This window comes from Octadecabacter sp. B2R22, from assembly GCF_018861045.1.
Taxonomy (GTDB): Bacteria; Pseudomonadota; Alphaproteobacteria; order Rhodobacterales; family Rhodobacteraceae; genus Octadecabacter.
Genome location: NZ_JAHKQJ010000010.1, coordinates 696,324 through 717,999, shown reverse-complemented (window position 1 = coordinate 717,999; position 21,676 = coordinate 696,324). Strand labels below are relative to the sequence as shown.

Sequence of the window (21,676 nt, the reverse complement as noted above, 5' to 3'; positions counted from 1 at the left end):
ATTACGCATGCTTCCCGCCCTTGGTTTCGAAAACTGCACTGAGCACAGAGCCCCTGCCCTGACGCCCCCCAAACTGAGCACAAAACTCGACTGCTGTGCACGAGGTTCTGGCGGTTAGCCGTCAGATCAGGTCTGCACCCGATTTATGCACCTCCGATAAGGCCTTTATTCATAGCTGGCTCAAGCGAATGCAAATAACATGAGTGGCATAACAACAAGTAATAAACTGTTTAAGAGGGGTGCTGGATACGGCAAATTAGGGCGGAATCCGATCATTCTCTGCATTGGCATTGTTTGCACGGCGCTCGCGTGAAAGCTGCCATTCATACACTGGTTGAAATCAATAATGCTGCGGTCGACCTAATGTCGGCAAGGAGCCCAACCTGTAAATTCGATTATTGCGCTGCGCGGGCTCGCGGCGGGAGTAATGCCGCGTGGCGTAAATTCCCATACCGCCGCGCAGCACGAGAAACGGCCATTTACGCAGACCGCAGCGAAGATCAGCAGCCGAATTCACAGTTCCCGGACCAAGTTGCCGTTCAACTCCACGATGCCAATGGCTGCTTTCTTTTCTTCGGCAACAACGAAACGTAACGGGCGGGAGGCCATGGTTTGCCTGAGCGTAGTGGGGTTTTGGCCGCAATTATGTCAGCGGTTGCTCAAAAGATGCTAAACCCGCTTAACTGAGATCGGGGCTCAATTTTTTTGACTGTATGCCTATCTAATTCATCCCCTTGGTTGGTCGAATCCAAGGGCCTGTGCCCTCAAGTCGGCGGCGACGTGCTGTCTCGAATGACGAGCGATACCGGCAATACAGCGGCGTGTTCTAAATTCTCTTCATTAGGAGTAACAATCCGCGCCATCAGCATTTTTGCTGCGGTTTCGCCGATCATCAAACGGTCTTGCTTGATGGTCGTCAGCGGCGGAATGAATTGCTCGGCCAGATCGATATCATCAAACCCCATGACGGATACATCATTGGGGACCTTGATGTCATGCCGTGACAGTTCAGCGATGAAACCCATCGCCAATTGATCCGACGCACAGAACACCGCAGTGGGGCGATCGTTCAGCGCAATCCACGCCTGCGCGGCCTGACAACCGGCGGAAAGAGAGAAGTCCCCAGGAATAATCCATTCGGGCTCCAGAGCGAGCTTGAGGCTCGTTATCTCGGCGATAAATTCGTCTTTGCGCGCGTTCGAAATCACGTTAGTTTCTGGGCCGGTAACATGGGCGATTTTGCGATGTCCAAGGTCATACAAATGGTTCACCGCGATGCGCGTACCCTGACGGTTTTCGCACCGAACTGACGGGAAATTGGCACCGTCGACCCACTCGCAGGCAAAGAGAACACGCTCGGCTTGCGGGGCGTCTTTTAGCATCTGCAAAACCTCATCGTCCAGCCAACCATCGAGAATAATCATCCCGTCAGCACGGGCATCATCCAAATAATCAATCAGCCGCTCCCCACTGTCGTGGACCTGTTTGGTGCTGGCAATCAGCATCGAATATCCCTGCTGTGACAGGATTCGAGAGATACCTTCGAGGATCGTTGAAAAGAACGGGTTCGCCAGATCGGGCAGCAGAACCAGAACCGAATGCGCGCGCCGGGTCCGCAGGTTTCGCGCGGCGCGATTAATGCGATAGCCGGTCACTTTGACGGCCTCTGAAACACGTCTGCGCGTTGATTCGGACACGACATCAGGGTTCGAAAGCGTCCGGGAGACCGTCGCCGTCGAAACTTTTGCAACCCGCGCAACATCCTGAAGTGTCGAGGTTTTCACGACCGTTCTCACCCTACAATTGGTACCATTCCTGCAATCGATTACATATTCCGTTGACAGAAACATCAATCCCATAAGATGATGTAATCGATTGCAAAGTGGGGAGAGCACATTGCGATCTCAAATTTATTGGCGGGTATCCGCATTTTCTGGGAGGAAAACATGTCTAACATTCTTAAATCTGCTTTGCTGGGAACCGCGCTCACAGCGGCAACAGCAACAGCGGTCATGGCCGAGGGCGTTGAGCTAGAAATCACCCATTGGTGGACTTCCGGTGGCGAAGCCGCCGCCGTTTCCAAATTTGCCGAAGCATGGACTGCTACTGGTAACACATGGATCGACGGCGCAATCGCCGGGTCTGGCGGCACGGCGCGCCCTATTATTATTTCCCGCATCTTGGGCGGTGACCCGATGGCCGCGACACAGTTGAACCACGGTCGCCAAGCGCAAGAACTGATCGAAGCAGGCCTGCTTCTTGATCTGACCGACGTCGCAGAAGCGGGTGGCTGGGCCGACATCGTGAACCCGTCCTCTTTGCTGGACGCCTGCACACTCGACGGCCGCATCTATTGTGTTCCGATTAACATCCACTCCTCACAGTGGATCTGGCTGTCTCATGCCGCGTATGAAAACGCAGGCCTCGACGTACCAACTGACTGGAACGAATTTGTAGCCTCCTCCGGCGATCTCCAAGCCGCTGGAACACTGCCATTGGCGATGGGTCAGCAGGGCTGGCAGCAGAATATCGCATTTGGTGCGATCACCATCGCAGTCGCCGGATTGGACGCATGGAAAGCGGTAAACATCGACAAAGACGCCGATGTTGCGCGCGGTCCTGAATACACTGCTGCATGGGAAGCCGTTGCGAATGCACGCGAGCTTGCCCGCGAATCTAATGTTCAGGACTGGAACCAAGCCACCAACATGGTCATCACCGGGACAGCTGGTGCGCAGATCATGGGTGACTGGGCACAGGGTGAATTTGCCGTCGCCGAACAAGTAGAGGGCGAAGATTACTCTTGCCTCCCAGGCCTGGGCCTGAACCCTGTTCTGGATACTGGCGGTGACGCGTTTTACTTCCCCGTCAACGACGATGCTGACATCACTGCCGCTCAGAAAGAGCTCGCTGCGTTGTTGATTTCGCCAGAGACACAGGTGTCCTTCAACCTCGCCAAGGGCTCCCTGCCTGTGCGCGGAGACATCGACATGTCCACGGCAAACGGCTGTATGCAGAAAGGCCTCGACATCCTGGCTGACGGCGGCGTTCTGCCATCCGGCGACATCGCGTTTTCACAGGATACTACGCTTCAGATCGAAGATTTGATGGCACAGTTCTGGTCGGGCGATATGTCGGCCGCTGATGCGCAGGAATCTTATGCGCAGCTGATCGAAGACGCAGACTAAGCGATCCATCGATCCGGTCCGGCAGCATGGGCTGCCGGACCACATCCACTCACATTCATTGATTTGGAGCCGACACGATGACCGTGGCCTCGGAACCCCCTTCACATAAAGGCAAGCGCCCCAGCCGACTGTTCAAAAACTGGATGGCAAAGCTAGCGTCCCTGCCGATGATCCTGACGGCGCTTGTTGTCTTTGTGGGCGGCACTGCGTGGACGGTAACTTACTCTTTCACCAGCTCACGTATGCTGCCCAAGACGAGCTGGGTCGGCTTTGATCAGTACGAACGTCTTTGGAACACCGACCGGTGGATCATCTCGATCAAGAACCTCGGTATCTATGGCATCTGTTCGATGATTTTGACGCTGGTGATCGGGTTCAGCCTCGCGGCGTGCCTTGACCGGAAAATTCGGTTTGAATCCGCCTTCCGCTCCATCTTTCTGTATCCTTTTGCGCTGTCCTTCGTGGTCACCGGACTTGTTTGGCAGTGGATTTTGAACCCTGATTTTGGCCTGCAAAACGTGGTGCGTGGGTGGGGCTGGGAAAGCTTTACGTTCAACCCTCTCAACGACCCGAACACCGTCATTTACGGGCTGCTGATAGCAGGACTGTGGCAGGGCACTGGGTTGATCATGTGCATCATGCTGGCGGGTCTGCGTGGCATTGACGAAGACATCTGGAAGGCCGCCCGCGTTGACGGGATCGGCACCGTGAAGACCTACGTGATGGTTATTATCCCTATGATGCGCCCAGTGTTCATCACGGCGCTTGTTTTAATCGCGTCTGGCATCATCAAACTCTACGATTTGGTCGTTGCGCAAACGGGGGGCGGGCCGGGTCTGTCATCCGAAGTGCCCGCCAAATACGTCATCGAATATATGTTCCGCGCCCAGAACTTGGGCCAAGGCTTTGCGGCCTCAACCATGATGTTGTGCTCTGTTGTGATCATCTTGATCCCATGGGCCTACCTCGAATTTGGAGGCAAGAAACGTGGCTGATATGACAACAAACACCGCTGCTGGACCGCGTGGACCTAAGCCAAAGAAGGCATTCTCGCGCGGTAATATCTTCCTTTACGGCACGCTCATCGTCGTTTCGATGTATTACCTGTTGCCGCTTTACGTGATGATCGTCACCTCGCTTAAGGGGATGCCGGAAATCCGCATGGGCAACGTGTTCGGTCCACCGATGGAGATCACATTTGAGCCTTGGGTCAAAGCATGGAGCGAAGCCTGCACAGGTATCAACTGTGACGGTCTATCACGCGGCTTTGGCAACTCGGTCCGCATCCTGATCCCGTCGATCGTGCTCTCCATCGCGATTGCATCAATTAACGGCTACGCGCTGAGCAACTGGAAATTCAAAGGCTCTGAGACTTTCTTTACGATCCTTATCATCGGGGCCTTCATTCCTTACCAGACGATGCTTTATCCCATCGTGATCATGTTGCGCGAAATCGGGCTCATGGGGTCCATCGGTGGACTAGTGCTTGTGCATACCATCTTCGGAATGCCGATCTTGACGCTGCTGTTTCGCAATTACTTTGCCTCTATTCCCGAAGAGCTGTTTAAGGCAGCGCGCGTGGACGGAGCAGGCTTCTGGCAGATTTATTTCCAGATCATGTTGCCGATGGCGCTGCCGATCTTTGTGGTCGCGATCATCTTGCAGGTGACGGGTATCTGGAACGACTTCCTGTTCGGCGTCATCTACACCAAACCCGCGACGTACCCGATGACAGTGCAGCTCAATAACATCGTGAACTCGGTGCAGGGCGTCAAAGAATACAACGTCAACATGGCCGCGACCCTGCTCACAGGTCTGGTTCCTCTCGTCATCTATTTTGCCTCTGGCAAACTCTTTGTTCGCGGCATCGCCGCTGGCGCAGTCAAAGGCTGATAATCATGGCAAACTCTGTAGAAATCAAAAATCTGGACCTGAACTTCGGGGCCTTCAAAGTTCTCAAGCAACTCAACCTCGATATCGCCGAGGGCGAATTCCTAGTGTTGCTTGGTTCATCCGGGTGCGGGAAATCCACGCTGCTGAATTGCATCGCGGGACTGTTAGAAGTGTCCGACGGCCAAATCTTTATCAAAGGCGAAAACGTCACTTGGGCCGAACCATCTGAACGCGGCATTGGCATGGTGTTCCAGTCTTACGCGCTTTATCCGCAGATGACCGTGCGCGGGAACCTGTCGTTTGGCCTGAAGAACGCCAAGGTGCCCAAGGCTGAAATCAACAAACGCGTTGAACGGGTGGCGGATGTTTTGCAGATCGAAGCGCTGTTGGACCGCAAACCCGGTGCGCTGTCGGGCGGGCAACGTCAGCGAGTGGCCATCGGGCGTGCTTTGGTGCGCGACGTGGATGTTTTCTTGTTTGATGAGCCGCTGTCTAATCTGGATGCAAAGCTGCGTACCGATTTGCGGGTGGAGCTGAAACGCCTGCACCAAAAACTGAAAAATACGATGATCTATGTGACCCATGATCAAGTTGAGGCGATGACGCTGGCCGACCGGATTTCAATCATGAAGAATGGCCTGATTGAGCAGTTGGATACACCTGAAGTCATCTATGCCAAACCCTGCAACAAGTACGTTGCAGATTTCATAGGCTCGCCTGCGATGAACCTGTTTGCCGGTCAATTGAACGGCACGACGTTCACATGTGATGGGTTCACAGTTGACGTGGCGGGCTACGAGTTTGCCGAAGGCACGCGCGCAGATGGTGGTGCATGGCTGGGAATCCGCCCCGAACATATCGCCACCGGTGGCGCGGCGCAGGGCATGTCCTACACAGGCACCACAGAGATCGACATTGTGGAACCTATGGGGTCTGACACCTTGGTTTGGGTCAACTTCGCGGGCCAATCTGTTCGCGTGCGCACCGAGGGGCAATCGGGCCTGAAATCAGGCGACACACTGACAATCGGCTTCGACGCGGCACGGCTGCATTTGTTCGACGAGAAAACTGAAATCCGTCTCTAATTCTGGAACCAAACACATGACACCAGCACTCCAACTTTATTCGATGCGCGATTGCGAAGATCAGATCGCTCTTTTGGCGCAATTGCCCGCTCTTGGGATCACATCTGTCGAGGGCTACGGCGGCGTTTATGGTGACCCTGTCGCTTACCGCGCCGCGATGGATGCCAATGGAATTTCCATGGCGTCCGGCCATTTCGGTTTGGAAGATATCGAGGCTGATTTTGACGCCGCGATGAAGATCGTCGAAACTCTCGGCATCACACGCGTCTTTGCGCCCTACCTTGAAGAGAAAGATCGTCCCGACACTGCGGCTGGTTGGGCCGCCCTTGGAAAACGTCTGAACACTGCGGGCCAAAAATTCGCCGATATTGGGATCACATTTGGTTGGCACAACCACGACTTTGAATTCTTCGCTCTCGCGGATGGCAGCATTCCGATGGACGTGTTGCTGGACGCGGCACCCGATATTTCATGGGAAGCCGATCTGGCTTGGATCGTGCGCGGCGATCGTGACCCACTGGACTATATCGCGCGTTACGGGAACCGCCTTTCTGCGATCCATGTCAAAGACATCGCCGCCGCCGGTGAGAATTTGGATCAGGACGGATGGGCCGATTTAGGGACCGGGACAATTGATTGGGCTGCTCTCTTGCAGGCGTGCCGCAGCTCGTCTGGCGATCTGATTTATGCGTTAGAGCACGATAAGCCGAGCGATCCGGTTGGCTATGCCACACGTTCCGCCGCAGCATTCAAAACCCTGTGGGAGAATACTCATGACTAAGACGCTCGGTGTTGGCATCATTGGATGCGGCAACATTTCGACGGCCTACTTGGATCTGGCATCGATGTTCAAAGGCTATGAGATTGTCGCCGTGGCTGACATCAACATGGACAATGCGAACGCGCAGGCGACCAAGTTCGACGTGCGGGCCGAAACAGTTGAGGGACTGCTGGCAGCAAGGGACGTTGATCTGATCATCAACCTCACGATCCCCGCAGCCCATGTCGAAGTGTCCAGCGCCATTCTTAAGGCGGGCAAGCACGTCTATTCCGAAAAGCCGTTCGTCTTAAGCTTGGCCGAAGCGCAAGAACTCGGCGAACTGGCAAAGGCCAAAGGTGTGCGTATCGGGTCGGCGCCGGATACCTTTATGGGCGGTAGTCACCAGTTGGCTCGCAATCTGATAGACGCAGGGACCATCGGCAACGTTGCCTCTGGCGCGGCTGTGGTCATGTCGAGTGGTATGGAAGACTGGCACCCGAACCCTGATTTCTTCTTTCAAAAAGGCGGCGGGCCGATCCTTGATCTGGGTCCGTATTACATCTGCAATCTTGTGCAACTGCTTGGCCCTGTGAAACAAGTCACAAGTTTTACCGGGATGGCCAGCGACACCCGCACAATTGGCAACGGCCCGCGCAACGGGGAAACAGTCCCAGTCGAAACGCCAACCACGATCCATTCCGTGTTGTCGTTCGAAAATGGCGCAATTATCACGCTTCTGGCCAGTTGGGATGTCGTTGCCAGCAATCATCCCATCATGGAGCTCTACGGCACCGAAGGCACGATGAACCTGCCCGACCCGAACTTCTTTGGCGGGGAGCTGACCATTACTGAACGTGGCGCTGATCCGGTTGAAAAGTCATGGGACCACCCGTTCAACGTGCCCAATTTCGAGGAAACCAAAGCGAATTATCGCGGCGCTGGTTTGGCGGACATGGCCTTGGCCATAGGTGAAGGCCGCCCTCATCGCTGCAACGATGACTTCGCAACCCATGTGGTTGAAGTTATGACCGCGATCCTTGAGGCAGGCGAAACCGGAACGGTCATGACAATGACGACCACCTGCGAACGCCCCGACGTTCTTGGACCAGACGCGGCCCGCGCTTTGCTGGCGTAAGTATAGTTTACGGAGAATAAGATGACCCCTTCGATCAAAGGCCCCGCGTTGTTTCTCGCCCAATTTTTGGGGGACGAAGCACCGTTCAATTCACTGTCCGCCATTGTCGAATGGGCCGCGGATTTGGGCTATAAGGGCGTGCAGATTCCGTCATGGGATGTGCGGGTTTTTGACTTGGACAAGGCCGCATCGAGCAAGGTCTATTGCGATGAAATCATCGGAGTCTGCGCCGAACACGGCGTCACCATTACCGAGCTGTCTTGCCATTTGCAAAGCCAGCTTGTCGCCGTGCATCCGGCCTATGACACAGCCTTTGATGCTTTCGCGCCAGTGCACCTGCATGGCAAACCTGCCGAGCGTCAGGCATGGGCTGTGGATCAGGTCACAAAGGTTGCACAAGCATCGAAAAATCTGGGACTGAAAGGGGCTGTCGGCTTCACCGGATCGCTCGCGTTTCCATATCTCTATCCATGGCCCCAGCGGCCCGCGGGTTTGATCGATGAAGCTTTTGGTGAATTGGCGCGCCGTTGGAAGCCGATTTTGGATGTCTATGACGACGCAGGCGTCGATCTTGGCTTTGAGATTCACCCCGGCGAAGACGTGTTCGACGGCACCACGTTCGAGAGGTTTCTTGAAGCCCTCGACAATCACCCACGCTGCAAGATCACCTACGATCCCTCGCACTTCCTGCTACAACAAATGGACTATCTGGCTTTCATCGACATTTACCACGACCGCATCAGTGCCTTTCACGTCAAGGATGCCGAGTTCAATCCGACGGGCAAACAGGGTGTTTATTCCGGTTACGCCGATTGGTCCGACCGTGCAGGCCGCTTCCGCTCGCTCGGGGATGGTCAAGTCGATTTCAAAGGCATCTTTTCGAAGCTCACCCAATACGGGTTTGATGGCTGGGCGGTGCTAGAGTGGGAATGCTGCCTAAAGCATCCAGAACAAGGTGCTGCGGAAGGTGCGCCCTTCATCGCCGATCACCTGATCCGACAGACCGAGCGGGCCTTTGACGACTTCGCAGGTGGCACGTCTGATCCGGCGGCCCTGCGCAAAATGATGGGGTTCTAAAATGGCTCACCTAAAACTCGGCATGGTCGGCGGGGGCCAAGGCGCTTTCATCGGTGGTGTGCACCGCATGGCCGCGCGTTTGGACGGCTGCTTTGATTTGGTCGCGGGTGCCTTTTCGTCTGACCCAGCACGCGCCCACGCCTTCGCGGCTGAGCTTGGCATTGCGGATTATCGCTCTTATTCGGATTACAACGAGATGGCGAAGGCCGAGGCCGCGCGATCGGATGGAATTGACGCTGTGTCCATCGTCACACCAAACCATTTGCACGGACCGATTGCCGAGGCGTTCTTGGCTCACGACATCTCCGTCATATGCGACAAGCCGATGACCGCGACCTTGGCACAAGCCGAAAGCCTGGTGGAAGCCGCCAAATCCTCCAAGGGACATTTCTTTCTTACCCATAATTACACTGGCTACCCTTTGATCCGGCAGGCACGCCAAATGGTGGCCGATGGAGCACTTGGTGACATCCGCATCGTCGAGGCGAACTACCTGCAGGACTGGCTCAGCGAGGCCCCCGCCGAGGATAACAAACAAGCCAAATGGCGCATGGACCCGGCCCAATCAGGCGGCGGGGCCATTGGCGACATAGGCACCCACGCCCATAACCTTGCCTGTTTTGTAACCGGCCTGCATGTCACGTCGCTGAGTGCAACGCTCAGTTCAAATGTCGCGGGACGACTGGTCGACGATGATGCACGCATCACGCTGCAATTTGAGGGCGGCGCGCGCGGTCATGTTTGGGCAAGCCAAGTTGCGATTGGTAACGAAAACAACCTGACCTTGGCCGTCTATGGAACAAAGGGATCGCTGCGTTGGGTACAGGAAAACCCGAACGTTCTGTGGTTTGCCGAACTGGGGACCGCGCCCCAGATGATCACTCGGGCTAGTGGTGCCGCAAGCCCTGCTGCCACCGCTGTCACGCGAATTCCAGCGGGCCATCCAGAAGGCTATCTGGAAGCCTTCGCAACGCTCTATCGAGAGGCAGCGGACGCTATCACAAATCAGAACCTATCCGGCGCAACGCTGGGAGCCCAAGAGGGGCTGGATGGAGTGCGCTTTGTAGACGCCTGCCAGCGGTCATCACGTGATAAGGCAACCTGGATTGACCTTCCCTAGGCTCTTTACCGGCTTCGCAATCAAGACATTCGCGACGCTCTGACGACTTCACAGTTTGAATTGCAACTGTTTTTGCCCGATCCAATGGCCGGCTTGGTGAAATTGCTGCGCCACAGAGGGCCCTATGCTGCGTAAGCAGTAGCTGCACCCGCTCAAGTCCGGATCGTACCGCAGCGTGTAAGCTCGAGCAGCCTCTGGTTTCGTACTCACGGCGAATGTCGGCAATGCGGGCCGCGCTCACAGCATGGCCGAGGTTTGGTCAATGTTCGGTTTGGGCCGTGGGCGGCAGTGGTCGTGCGATCTATAGAGCCAAATGCTGCAAGGCGAAGAATGACCGCGAAGAGCCCATTTTACCGACTTTCTTCAGTGCAGCTTCCCCTGAAGTGGCCATTGCCAACGGGGCGCGGCATCACGTTTGCGCAGGCCGCGAGGCCAGCCTGTTGTTGGCACCGCAGGAACAACTCGATCGTCGCTATCGCCCTGCGCGATCTTCAAACTGAAATGCCAACTGGCGATTGGTCTTAAGATGGGACAAGGCCGAACCCAAGGTCGCCTCAGCTTTCAAGACAACTGTGGCCGCCGCGCGTGCATCCTCTCCAGCGTCATGGTGATGAAATTCAAGCCCGAGATGCTTTTTGAGGTTCGCGAGGCCATGCCCCCCTGCCCCTTTTAGCTCTGGCCAGGCTTGGCGGGCCACTGAAACGCTGTTCGTCCAATGAGAGGTAATCATGGGAATGCCGTACCGCGCGCAGGCGGAGGTCAGCGCCTTTTCATCAAACGTGCTGTGCTGCACGAGAGAATGGCCGTTCAGGATTTCAAACAATGCACCATATACCGTCGGAAATGTCCCCGCACCTGCGACCGTTTGGGCGCTGATCCCGTGCAGTTGTGTATTGAAGGGTTCGAACGGCACTTCTGGGTCGATCAAGACGGAATAGGTTTGCATGTCACCCGTGTCACCGACGAAACAAAGCCCGATCTGGCAAATACTGCCGACCGAATTGCCCGCTGTTTCTACATCCAACGCGATAAACCGAAACGGGCCGTCGGGCAGCGTCGTGAGGTGTCCAAATTTATTCAACACGTCTTTGGCGACCTAACCCGCATGTTTCCACTCAATCGGCGTCACATAGACGATGCTGTCGCCGACACTGACCATAACTTCGCCGTCCTGAATGTTTACCTGCACCTGCATTGATCTGTTTGCCAGTGCGCCCAAATCACGCGTGACGTCTTCTGTTAGGTTCATGACCTGAAGAGTGTCAAAACGGGTGGTGCTGTTTTTGATCTTATCCCACCAAATGTCTGCGGGCCTGCCCCCGTAACTATACACAATAACCCGATCAGCCTTACCGCAGGACTGACGCACAACCTTTTCGCTCGGCAAGCCCAAAGCCACCCAAAGTTCCAGCTCACCACTCAGGCTTTTCTGCCAGATGTCGGGCTCATCATCGGTTGAAAGCCCCTTGGTCATTTCCAGATGCTCATGGGCATTCAGGGCAAACGCGAGGATGCGCACCATCAGGCGCTCATCCGTTTCTGACGGATGTTTGGCCACTGTCAGTTTATGGGTCTCATAGTAGTGACGATCCATATCACAGACCGAAAGTTCAACTTTGTAGATCGTCGCTTTTTGCGCCATGACATGCCCTTTGACTTTCTAAGACAGTACGGGCTGCGCTTACGCCCCACAACGGGCCATTACGAGAAAACAAACTCAGGAATATGCCCTGCCGAAAGCGGACGTCAGACCACCGCGCCCCATGACTGTCTCATTCGAGGCGGTCGGCCTGTGGCAGTGACAGATCAATGAGTTCCGCCACCGATCCGATATCCATTTTCTCAAGTATCCGCGCGCGGTGATGATCCACCGTGCGCGGGCTGATGTCCAACTCCCGCCCGATCTCCTTGCTGGAGGTGCTGGACGGGTTGGCGATCATAAAGTTGGCAACTTCTTTTTCGCGCAACGTCAGCGTCGCAAACCGTTGCAGCGCGTTGGTGCGCTGACTTTCCTCGGCGCGTTTTTCGAGATCGGCCAAGAAGGCCGCATTGATACAATCAACAAGGACTTTCTGGCGAAACGGTTTCTCCAAAAAGTCCACGGCCCCTGCCTTCATCGCCTGAACGGTTTCCGGAACCCCACCGTGACCCGAGATAAAGATGATCGGAATACTGATGTGCTTTTCTGCCAATACCTTTTGCAGCTTCAAACCATCCATCTGCGGCAGACCGTAATCCAGCACCAAACACCCCAGTTGGGCGGGATCATACGTGTCGAGAAACTGACGTGCATCCTCAAAAGTGCGAACCAAAAAGCCGCGTTTATTCAACGCCCGCGACAAGCTGGTGCGCACATCCGCGTCATCATCAATTAGGAAAACGGTTGAGGTTTGAGTGGACGGAGTATCGACCATGATAGGGCTGCCTAAATTCGGGTGTGATCTAACCTAAGGCGTTTCACAGGGGACTGTAAAACGGAACTGCTGAGAAGGCTCATCATACCAAAGGTCGCCGCCGCCCGCCTCGATGATCGTGCGCGAGATCGAAAGCCCCAAGCCCAAGCCATCCGGCTTGCTGGTTTGGAACTCCTTGAACAACGTCAACTCGGGATCAACTCCGGGGCCGCTATCGGCCACTCTGACTTCGATCATGTCAGGCAATTGCTGCGCGGAAATCGTGATCGTTCTCTCGGTGGTTTCGGCTGTAAGGATCGCATCAATTGCATTGCGAAGAAGGTTGATAAGAACCTGCGCGACTTGCACACGATTCCCAATTGCGCAGCGCAGATCAGGGATGTGCGTATCAATGGTTATGGCCCCTGCCTCTAGCTCTTGGCGCACCAACCGTTGGGTTTGCTCCACAAGCTCCTTGAGCTCGAACGGCTGTGGGGTGCCCTTGTCTTTGCGCACAAAACTCCGCAAAGCACGGATAATATCCCCGCCTTGGTGCGCCTGCTCGTCCAGCTCTGTCAGGATAGAAATCAGTTCCTCGTTTGGTGCAGGGTCCATCTTGGCGACGGACAAGGCCGTGTCGAGGTTCTGGGAAATCGTCGTCAGCGGTTGGCTCAACTCATGGGCAAGACCCGTCGCCATTTGCCCCATCATATTCACCCGCGTTACGTGCGACAGTTCCCGATTAAGTTCCTGAAGTTTTGCATCTAGTTTTCGCCGCTGGGCGATCTCATGGATCAAGGTCGCGTTCGCCGCGCTCAGTTCATTGTAGGTGCGCGGCAAGGGCGCGCGCGTTGACACCTCCCCTTGGGACACCAAGGATGTGCGCACCGCAAAGGCCCGCACCGGTTTCAGGATCAGTTCCGCAAGGATCAGCCCGGCAACCGCCGTCACAATCGAAATGATCGCAGCAATCCAGATATTGCGCGCAAGATTGTCCCTGATGCCTTGGATGAAATCGTTTTCCGGCGCAAAAACGGCGATGTTCCACGGCAGGTCAATGTCGGGAATAGGCAACAACAAGGTCATGAACTGATCGCCAGAAAACCCGAACTCTGATTGCACAGCTTGGGTCGACGATGAAATCCGACTGTCGAAGTCAGCAAAGGCTGCCCTCACGATCGGGTCACTGAAATCATCGATGCCGATGAACCCCATCGTCCCGTCCTCGTTTCGGGTGCTGATGCGGGCTGGGTCAGGGTGCGCGATGACACGGCCATCATCGCTTAGGATAAAAGCTGCGCCTGAATCTCCAATGGTAAGATCGGACAGGAACAGCGATATGTCGGCGATATCCAGATCAATGCCCACGACACCGTCTAGCCGCCCCTGCACGCCTTGGATCGGTGCCGCCACCGTGATGCCCGGTTGCTGGGACGAGAAGAAAATATAAGGGTCGGTCCATATCCGCGATCCCAGCTGGCTTGCCTCAATATACCATGGCCGCGCCCGCGCATCGTAAATGTCACTTGGGTCAAAACTGCGTTCAACGACGCCGTATTCAGCATCGCGCCAGATGTATTCAATCGTTCGCTGACCACCCTCAATGGTAATGAACTTGGTCCGGTACGGACCCGGGCCATCACTGTTCATAACGTAAATGAAATTGCCGTCCTCATCCCCGTAATAAATCCCCGACAACTGGGCTTCCGTGCGCAGCAACTGAAAGAAATACTGTTCCATCTGGTCTGGCGATGTTGTTGAAACAAGGCCGTTGTTCAGCAGACGGCGGGCCTGTTCGGTGATTTCCGTGGCAGGTTCAAGAAACCGTTTGGTGTGTTCAGCTGCATTCGCACCAGCCTCATCCATCAGCCCTCGGGCATGTTCCAACATGGCGCGTTCGGAGGACACGTAAGACGTGGACACGACGATAATGATCGCAATGAATTGCAGCCCTGCTAGGCTCAGCGCCAAAACAAATCCGAGTGAGTACCTCATGGGTGAACTGTGTTAGGTTCTTGGTTGCAGATCAAGTCATAGTCCCAGATCGGCCGTGACGGTAGCAACCGCTGCCGTCAATTTGCAGACGACTTCGTCTAGGTGATCCGTCGTGGAAATAAACGGAGGCGCGAGCAACACATGATCCCCTTGGACCCCATCAATTGTCCCACCCATAGGATAACAAATCAAACCATGGGCAAATGCGGCCTTCTTGAGCTTGGCGTTAAACTTCATCTCTGGATCAAGGCAATCTTTGGTGTCTCGGTCTTTCACGAACTCGACGCCGACAAACAAACCGCGTCCGCGAATATCGCCCACGTTCGCATGTTGGCCCAATGCTGCACGCAGCATATCCTGTAACGCCTCACCTTTCGCAGTCACGCCATCCACTAAGCCAGAGGTAAGTTTATCCACAACTGCCAACCCCGCCGCACAGGCTGTTGGGTGTCCGACATAGGTATGGCCATGTTGGAAAAACCCGCTGCCCTGTTCGATCGCATTATAAATTTTGGACGAACACAGCGTAGCCCCGATAGGCTGGTACCCTGCCCCAAGACCCTTAGCAATTGTGCAAATATCAGGGCTGATGTCGTCACGTTCGCAAGCAAATAACGTACCCGTTCGCCCCATCCCACACATGACTTCGTCAAGTATAAGCAAAACACCATACTGATCGCAGATTTCACGGATGCGTTTGAAATAGCCATCCGCCGCAGGCACCGCCCCAAGGGTAGCCCCCACAACGGGCTCGGCCACAAATGCCATAACCTGATCTGCACCAAGCCGCAGGATTTCTGCTTCCAACTCGTCGGCCATCCGCTGGCCAAAGTCGGCCTCACTCTCGCCCGCATGTTGTTCGCGGTAGGCGTAACAGGGCGCGATGTGACTGACGTCCATAAGCAACGGCGCAAACGGCGCACGCCGCCATTCATTGCCACCGACAGCCAGCGCACCCAAGGTATTACCATGATAACTTTGACGGCGAGCAATGATCTTGGACCGTTTGGGCTGGCCTATCTCGACATAGTACTGACGCGCCAGTTTCAACGCCGCCTCAACCGCCTCGGAACCGCCCGATACAAAGTAAACACGATCCAAACCTTCGGGGGCATGTTCGATCAGCTTATCTGCCAACTGTTCGGCAGGACGCGACGACAAAAAACTTGTGTGGGCAAAGGCCATACGATCAAGCTGATCCTTGATCGCATTGATCACATCTTGGTCGCTGTGCCCCAAACAAGACACCGCAGCACCGCCTGACCCATCGAAATAGCGATTGCCATTTTCGTCGATCAAATAAACGCCATCCCCTGCAAGACCAGTCGGCGGCAATGATTTCGAATGACGTGGAAAGACGTGATTCATGGCGGGAAACTCCGACCCAGATTTTCCGAAATCCTCTCATGACTCGGGGTGTCGGGATATAGGTAGTTACGCGCATAGACAGGTTTCGCCCCCACTGAGACAGTCGAGGTACAAGCAGGAATCTCCTGCATTGCTGCACTGGGGCGGAACAACAAGACGGGCAACGGCACCACGCCAATGCTCGCAATTACCCGTCCCAAAACAAATTAGTTCTTGGGAGAACGTCAATGATCCGAATGAAAATCTCAACTTTTGCCGCTGTTGCAGTCGCTGCTACAATGTCAGCGCCTACCGTCATGGCCGAAGAGTTCATCACAATCGGTACCGGTGGTGTCACCGGTGTCTATTACCCAACTGGTGGCGCGATTTGCCGTCTGGTTAACCAAGGCCGCCGTGACCACGGTGTCCGCTGTTCCGTCGAATCCACAGGCGGTTCGGTCTACAACATCAACACAATCCGCGAAGGCGAATTGGAATTTGGTGTTGCTCAGTCCGACTGGCAGTACCACGCCTATAACGGCACATCCCGCTTCGAAGAATCTGGCCCATTCGAAAACCTTCGGGCTGTTTTCTCGGTTCACCCTGAACCGTTCACAGTTGTGGCACGTGCCGACAGCGGCATCACATCCTTTGAGGACCTTCAAGGTAAGCGCGTCAACATCGGTAACCCAGGTTCCGGTCAGCGCGGTACAATGGAAGTTCTGATGGAAGCCTTGGGCTGGACAACAGACGATTTCGCACTGGCCACAGAGCTGAAAGCGTCCGAGCAGTCCGCAGCACTTTGCGACAACCAGATCGATGCGATGGTTTACACCGTTGGTCACCCATCCGGTTCCATCTCTGAAGCGACTACAGCATGTGATTCCGTGCTAGTAGAAGTTTCTGGCGATGTTGTGGCTCAGCTGATTGAAGACAACTCCTTCTACCGTTCAGCGACAATCCCGGGCGGAATGTACCGCGGTAACGACGACGACGTTATGACATTTGGTGTTGGTGCGACGTTCGTAAGCTCCGCTGATGTGTCCGAAGACGTCGTCTACACACTGGTTAAGTCCGTGTTCGACAACATCGACGACTTCCGCGGCCTGCACCCTGCTTTCGCAAACTTGGACCCAGCTGACATGGCATCTGCCGGCCTGTCTGCTCCGCTGCACGACGGCGCAGCACGCTACTACCAAGAAGCTGGCCTGATCGAGTAATCGCCACTTTACCCAAAACAAACCCGGGGCCGATCCTTTCGGCCCCGGAACGCCATTCACGATCAGCCGGAAACCGGCGACAGGGGGACTTATGACGACTGCAGAAAATCGCGCGCTAAGCGAGGAAGAACTTCAGGAGCTTGTTGCCGCCAGCGACAGTGGCGCCCGAAGTCCCGCTGGCGCAATTGGTAAAATGATCGCAATCACGGCGCTGCTCTGGTCGAGCTTTCAAGTGCTCCTTGCGTCTCCGATTGGTCCTTATGTTTTGCCAGGGGACTTGATCAACAACTCTCGTCAAATCCACCTCGCTTTCGCTATTTTCTTGTCGGCAATGGCCTATCCATTGTTCAAAAACAGCCCCCGCGACAGCATTCCTTGGTACGATTGGATCCTTGGACTAGGCGGCGCGTTCCTCGCGCTCTACGGCTACTTTTTCTATGAAAAGATCGTAGGGAATGGTGGGCTTGCAGATCACTCGGATTCCTACTTCGCACTTGCAGGTCTGATTTTCCTATTCATCGCCGCATACCGCACATTGGGCCCCGTGATGGTCCTCTTGGCGGTTGTGTTCCTTGCCTACGTATTCTTTGGATCTTCCGAAGTTGTGCCTGACCAAATCCGTTGGGCTGGTGCATCCTTGCGCAAAGCCATGAGCCACATGTGGATCACATCTGAGGGTGTGTTCGGGATCGCCCTTGGGGTTTCCACTCGATTTGTATTCCTGTTCGTGTTGTTCGGTGCCCTTCTCGATAAAGCGGGCGCTGGCAACTACTTCATCAAGATGGCCTTTGGCGCCTTGGGTCACCTTCGTGGCGGCCCCGCTAAAGCAGCCGTTGTCGGGTCTGCGGCAACGGGCCTGATTTCCGGGTCTTCCATCGCAAACGTTGTGACTACAGGTACCTTCACCATCCCGCTCATGAAGCGCGTTGGATTTAGCGCTGAAAAAGCTGGCTCGGTCGAGGTTGCGTCATCTGTGAACGGCCAGATCATGCCACCTGTCATGGGGGCTGCTGCCTTTTTGATGGTGGAATATGTGGGCATTTCCTACGTCGAAGTCATCACGCACGCGTTCCTGCCAGCGATCATCAGCTACATCGCTTTGGTTTACATCGTTCACCTTGAAGCGGTGAAAAACAACATGCCAACCATCGGCAACAAAGTCGTTAACATGTTCAACACTGTGTTGGGAATGTTCGGCTTCTTCGCGGGTTTCGCATTGCTGTGTTATGCCACGCAGTATCCGGTCGCGGCCATCGTATCGATGTTCCCAGAAGGATCAGGTTTGATTTTGACGGCATTGCTTGCACTGGTTTACGTCGGCTTGATCTACCTTGCGTCCCAAGTCGAAGACTTGGAACCTGATGATCCGAATGCCGAGGTTGTCGAACTTCCGGACCTCGCGAAAATCTACAAGTCCGGCCTGTACTACCTGCTACCGATCATCGTTCTGGTTTACTTCCTAATGATCGAACGCAAGTCCCCCGGCCTGTCCGCATTCTGGGCAACGTTCATGTTGTTCGGCATCCTGCTAACACAGAAGACGCTCAAAGCATTCTTCCGTGGCGAAGCAAATCCAATCAGCAGCCTCAAAGCTGGTGTGATGGATTTGATCGAAGGCATGATTGACGGCGCACGCAACATGATCGGTATCGGTCTTGCGACTGCAACAGCGGGTATCATCGTTGGCACAGTGTCCTTGACGGGCATCGGCCAAGTGATGGCAGACTTTGTTGAATTTCTATCGGGTGGTAACTTGATCCTGATGCTGATCTTCGTGGCTATTCTGTCTCTGATCCTCGGTATGGGTCTGCCGACAACGGCCAACTACATTGTTGTTTCATCCTTGATGGTTGCCGTGGTCGTAGAACTTGGTGCGCAATCTGGCTTGGTTGTTCCGCTGATCGCTGTACACCTGTTCGTCTTCTACTTCGGGATCATGGCGGATGTGACGCCCCCCGTAGGATTGGCAAGTTTCGCTGCCGCTGCTGTTTCAGGTGGCGACGCGATCCGCACAGGCTTCATCGCGTTCTTCTACAGCCTGCGCACCGTCGCCCTGCCCTTCGTGTTCATCTTCAACACCGATCTCTTGTTGATCGATGTGACCATCGTGCAAGGGATCACCGTCTTCATAACCGCGACGATCGGGATCTTGGTGTTCACGGCGGCAACCATGGGTTGGTTCCTGACAAAGAGCCGCATTTGGGAAACCGTTGCGATGCTGGTGATTGCCTTTGCATTGTTCCGCCCTGGGTTCTTTATGAACCAGATCCAGCCACCGTTCGATGACATCGAACCGGCCGCATTCTCTCAGGCTTTGGCCGATGCGGAAGCTGGTAGCACTTTGCGGACAGTCATCTCAGGACCTGACTTTGACACCTTTGAGATGAAGGACATCACCGTTCCATTGACTGTTCCAGACGTCGAAGGGGCCGATGCGCGCCTTGATGCACTGGGGATCATTCTTGTGGCAGATGGTGACGCTCAGAACATGGATGAACCGGGTTTCGGAACAGAACTGTCCGACGCACTATCATCCTTTGACTTCTACGGTGACGAACCGGTTGCAATCAGCTCTGTGCAGGTCGCATCCAATCAGATGCCAAAAGAACTCATCTGGATCCCAGCCCTACTGCTCCTCGCCTTGATTGCATTCCTGCAAAAAGGCCGAGCGGCATCAGCAACCCTACGTGAAGGAGAAGTCGCATGATCAAGACAATACTTTGCGCAGTCGACATCAACCGTCCCAAAGACGAAGCCCAAGTCGTCAAGGAAGCCAAAAAGCTGGCCGATCTTGATGGGGCCCAGTTGGATGTCATCACGGTCGTTCCTGATTTTGGTGCAAACGTCGTCAGTGCCTATTTCAAAGACCACGACGTCAAATCCGCTCAGGACGGTGCCGCCAAGCTGCTCAATGAAATGGTCGCGGATGTGATCGGAGCGGAGGCAAACAAAGACGTTCGTCACTTGGTGGCCGTCGGAAGCGTCTACGAAGAGGTGTTGAAGGCAGCCAAACTGTCCAAGGCCGGCCTGATCGTCATCGGTGCCCACCGAGCAGATTTTAAGGACTATCTGCTTGGCCCCAATGCCGCACGCGTCGTGCGACATTCAAACTGTTCCGTCTACGTCGTTAGATAACCAACACTCACAGCGGCCGCTTTGGTGGCCGCTGTGCTCCGGATTGCGGTCCGATGTTTCGCACAACATTTCGTTCAGTGTTGACGCGATAGATGCCCCCTCATACTAAACAATTAGTGCGATCCACGGCTGAGTCTCCTGCCACTCAATTTCGGGGTCTTTCATGTCCCGGATTCTTTTCTGATCCAGCAAATGAAACAAGCCTTGAAACCCGCCGGACGCAGTATCAGATGCCGTAAACAGGCCCGCCAATAGCTCGCCAAATTTGAACAAAGGAAACGCCGGTGCAAACGTTGATCAAGATCGCAATGCTCATCTCCGCCGCCGTGTCGCCGCTTGCGGCACAAGCAGACGGCCCCACCGTTAAGATCGAAACGGCCAGCGCTGGAGAAGAAGACGAACGACATGTCTTCTTTGGCCAAGTTGTGGCGCGCCAAACGGTAGACTTGGCATTTCAAGTTGGCGGACAGATCGTCGAGTTCCCGGTCGAAGAAGGCACGTTCATTGCCGAGGGTGACTTGGTCGCCATGATGGATCAGCAACCGTTTGAATTGGCCCTCGCTGAGGCATCGGCCCAACAAACCCAAGCAGCGCGGACGGCTGATCGATATCAGCAGCTGGTCGGGAGCGCCGTCGCTGAAAGCAACCTTTTGGACGCAGAGACACAGCAAGAACTCAGCGCCATCGCCCTTCGAAATGCCGAGCGCGAGCTAGACAACGCAACTCTCCACGCGCCCTTTGACGCCATCGTAGCCGCACGACTGCAGCCCAATTTTTCGACGGTTGCAGTCGGAACACCTGTGGTGCGGCTCCATGATATGTCTGATGTTCGGATCGAAATCGACGTTCCCGAACAGCTGTTCCAACGCGCAGGTAGGGACGCTGAGGTCACTGTGTTTGCCGAATTCCCCGCACACGAAGGTCAATACCCGCTCGAAATAAAAGAATTTAACGCCGAAACAGCACAGATCGGTCAGACGTATACGATCACACTCGGAATGGAACCGCAGGACGGACTGAGCCTTCTACCCGGATCGTCCGCCAAAGTGACCGCGCTTTTGGATACAGGCGTTAGCCATATGGAGGTGCCTGCCTCTGCGATTGTTATCGAAAATGACAATTCGACGAGCGTTATGGTGTTCACGCCGACAAACGACGTGGACGGCACTGTTGTCAGAACACCTGTTGAAATTGCGCCGACAAACAGTGGCAACGTGACGGTCCTATCTGGGCTCGAAACGGGTCAGGAATACGTCTCGATTGGCGCTGCTAGTCTGACTGATGGAGACGCAGTGCGTCGCTTTACCGGCTTTGGGGATTAAGACCGA

At 55.0% G+C, this 21,676-nt stretch carries 19 protein-coding genes; 13 read left to right on the top strand and 6 right to left on the bottom strand.

The window, feature by feature from the left end:
* The first annotated feature begins 309 nt into the window (after positions 1 to 309).
* Positions 310 to 594: a hypothetical protein gene (locus KO486_RS16380; RefSeq protein WP_216038343.1), complete on the top strand. Its 285-nt coding sequence runs from the start codon at positions 310 to 312 to the stop codon at positions 592 to 594.
* 170 nt (positions 595 to 764) lie between these two features.
* Here KO486_RS16380 and KO486_RS16375 read toward each other — a convergent pair whose 3' ends face one another.
* Entirely contained in the window at positions 765 to 1,784 is a 1,020-nt protein-coding gene (locus tag KO486_RS16375) for a LacI family DNA-binding transcriptional regulator (RefSeq protein ID WP_303435217.1), read from the bottom strand.
* A gap of 162 nt (positions 1,785 to 1,946) precedes the next feature.
* Between KO486_RS16375 and KO486_RS16370 the strand changes: the two genes are divergently transcribed.
* The 8 genes from KO486_RS16370 to KO486_RS16335 all read left to right on the top strand — a co-directional run bounded on the left by KO486_RS16370 (position 1,947) and on the right by KO486_RS16335 (position 10,258).
* On the top strand, positions 1,947 to 3,188 hold the full coding sequence (locus tag KO486_RS16370) for an ABC transporter substrate-binding protein (protein WP_216038341.1): 1,242 nt from the start codon (positions 1,947 to 1,949) through the stop codon (positions 3,186 to 3,188).
* 143 nt (positions 3,189 to 3,331) lie between these two features.
* A complete protein-coding gene (locus KO486_RS16365) occupies positions 3,332 to 4,183 on the top strand; it encodes a sugar ABC transporter permease (RefSeq protein WP_252734846.1) in 852 nt (283 codons plus the stop codon).
* 1 nt (position 4,184) lies between these two features.
* Positions 4,185 to 5,081: a carbohydrate ABC transporter permease gene (locus KO486_RS16360; protein WP_216038382.1), complete on the top strand. Its 897-nt coding sequence runs from the start codon at positions 4,185 to 4,187 to the stop codon at positions 5,079 to 5,081.
* A 5-nt stretch (positions 5,082 to 5,086) separates the two neighbouring features.
* Positions 5,087 to 6,166 (top strand): ABC transporter ATP-binding protein, encoded by a 1,080-nt coding sequence (locus tag KO486_RS16355; RefSeq protein ID WP_216038339.1) that lies wholly within the window; start codon positions 5,087 to 5,089, stop codon positions 6,164 to 6,166.
* Positions 6,167 to 6,182: 16 nt separating this feature from the next.
* Positions 6,183 to 6,947 (top strand): sugar phosphate isomerase/epimerase, encoded by a 765-nt coding sequence (locus KO486_RS16350; protein ID WP_216038338.1) that lies wholly within the window; start codon positions 6,183 to 6,185, stop codon positions 6,945 to 6,947.
* A complete protein-coding gene (locus KO486_RS16345; protein ID WP_216038337.1) occupies positions 6,940 to 8,061 on the top strand; it encodes a Gfo/Idh/MocA family oxidoreductase in 1,122 nt (373 codons plus the stop codon). Before KO486_RS16350 ends, KO486_RS16345 begins: the two co-directional genes overlap by 8 nt.
* A gap of 21 nt (positions 8,062 to 8,082) precedes the next feature.
* Positions 8,083 to 9,138, top strand: coding sequence for a sugar phosphate isomerase/epimerase (locus KO486_RS16340; RefSeq protein WP_216038336.1), 1,056 nt, complete (start codon positions 8,083 to 8,085; stop codon positions 9,136 to 9,138).
* A 1-nt stretch (position 9,139) separates the two neighbouring features.
* The gene (locus KO486_RS16335; RefSeq protein WP_216038335.1) at positions 9,140 to 10,258 is read left to right on the top strand and encodes a Gfo/Idh/MocA family oxidoreductase; all 1,119 of its coding nucleotides are present in this window, start codon (positions 9,140 to 9,142) and stop codon (positions 10,256 to 10,258) included.
* 472 nt (positions 10,259 to 10,730) lie between these two features.
* On the opposite strand, the gene KO486_RS16330 is transcribed toward KO486_RS16335, so the two are convergent.
* From KO486_RS16330 to KO486_RS16310, 5 genes are all read right to left on the bottom strand, one after another.
* Entirely contained in the window at positions 10,731 to 11,339 is a 609-nt protein-coding gene (locus tag KO486_RS16330; protein ID WP_216038381.1) for a 3'-5' exonuclease, read from the bottom strand.
* A gap of 15 nt (positions 11,340 to 11,354) precedes the next feature.
* Positions 11,355 to 11,900, bottom strand: a complete 546-nt coding sequence (locus KO486_RS16325; protein WP_216038334.1) for a YaeQ family protein — start codon at positions 11,898 to 11,900, stop codon at positions 11,355 to 11,357.
* A 130-nt stretch (positions 11,901 to 12,030) separates the two neighbouring features.
* Positions 12,031 to 12,672: a response regulator gene (locus KO486_RS16320; RefSeq protein ID WP_216038333.1), complete on the bottom strand. Its 642-nt coding sequence runs from the start codon at positions 12,670 to 12,672 to the stop codon at positions 12,031 to 12,033.
* Between the two features lie 33 nt (positions 12,673 to 12,705).
* The gene (locus tag KO486_RS16315) at positions 12,706 to 14,646 is read right to left on the bottom strand and encodes a cache domain-containing protein (RefSeq protein ID WP_216038332.1); all 1,941 of its coding nucleotides are present in this window, start codon (positions 14,644 to 14,646) and stop codon (positions 12,706 to 12,708) included.
* 36 nt (positions 14,647 to 14,682) lie between these two features.
* The gene (locus KO486_RS16310) at positions 14,683 to 16,014 is read right to left on the bottom strand and encodes an aspartate aminotransferase family protein (protein WP_216038331.1); all 1,332 of its coding nucleotides are present in this window, start codon (positions 16,012 to 16,014) and stop codon (positions 14,683 to 14,685) included.
* Positions 16,015 to 16,250: 236 nt separating this feature from the next.
* On the opposite strand from KO486_RS16310, the gene KO486_RS16305 reads away from it, so the two are divergent.
* The 4 genes from KO486_RS16305 to KO486_RS16290 all read left to right on the top strand — a co-directional run bounded on the left by KO486_RS16305 (position 16,251) and on the right by KO486_RS16290 (position 21,670).
* Entirely contained in the window at positions 16,251 to 17,213 is a 963-nt protein-coding gene (locus tag KO486_RS16305; RefSeq protein ID WP_289847979.1) for a TAXI family TRAP transporter solute-binding subunit, read from the top strand.
* Positions 17,214 to 17,304: 91 nt separating this feature from the next.
* A complete protein-coding gene (locus KO486_RS16300; RefSeq protein WP_216038329.1) occupies positions 17,305 to 19,920 on the top strand; it encodes a TRAP transporter permease in 2,616 nt (871 codons plus the stop codon).
* Positions 19,917 to 20,348, top strand: coding sequence for a universal stress protein (locus KO486_RS16295; protein ID WP_216038328.1), 432 nt, complete (start codon positions 19,917 to 19,919; stop codon positions 20,346 to 20,348). The genes KO486_RS16300 and KO486_RS16295 overlap by 4 nt, the downstream gene beginning before the upstream one ends.
* Before the next feature lie 284 nt (positions 20,349 to 20,632).
* Positions 20,633 to 21,670: an efflux RND transporter periplasmic adaptor subunit gene (locus KO486_RS16290; protein WP_303435223.1), complete on the top strand. Its 1,038-nt coding sequence runs from the start codon at positions 20,633 to 20,635 to the stop codon at positions 21,668 to 21,670.
* Positions 21,671 to 21,676 lie beyond the last annotated feature (6 nt).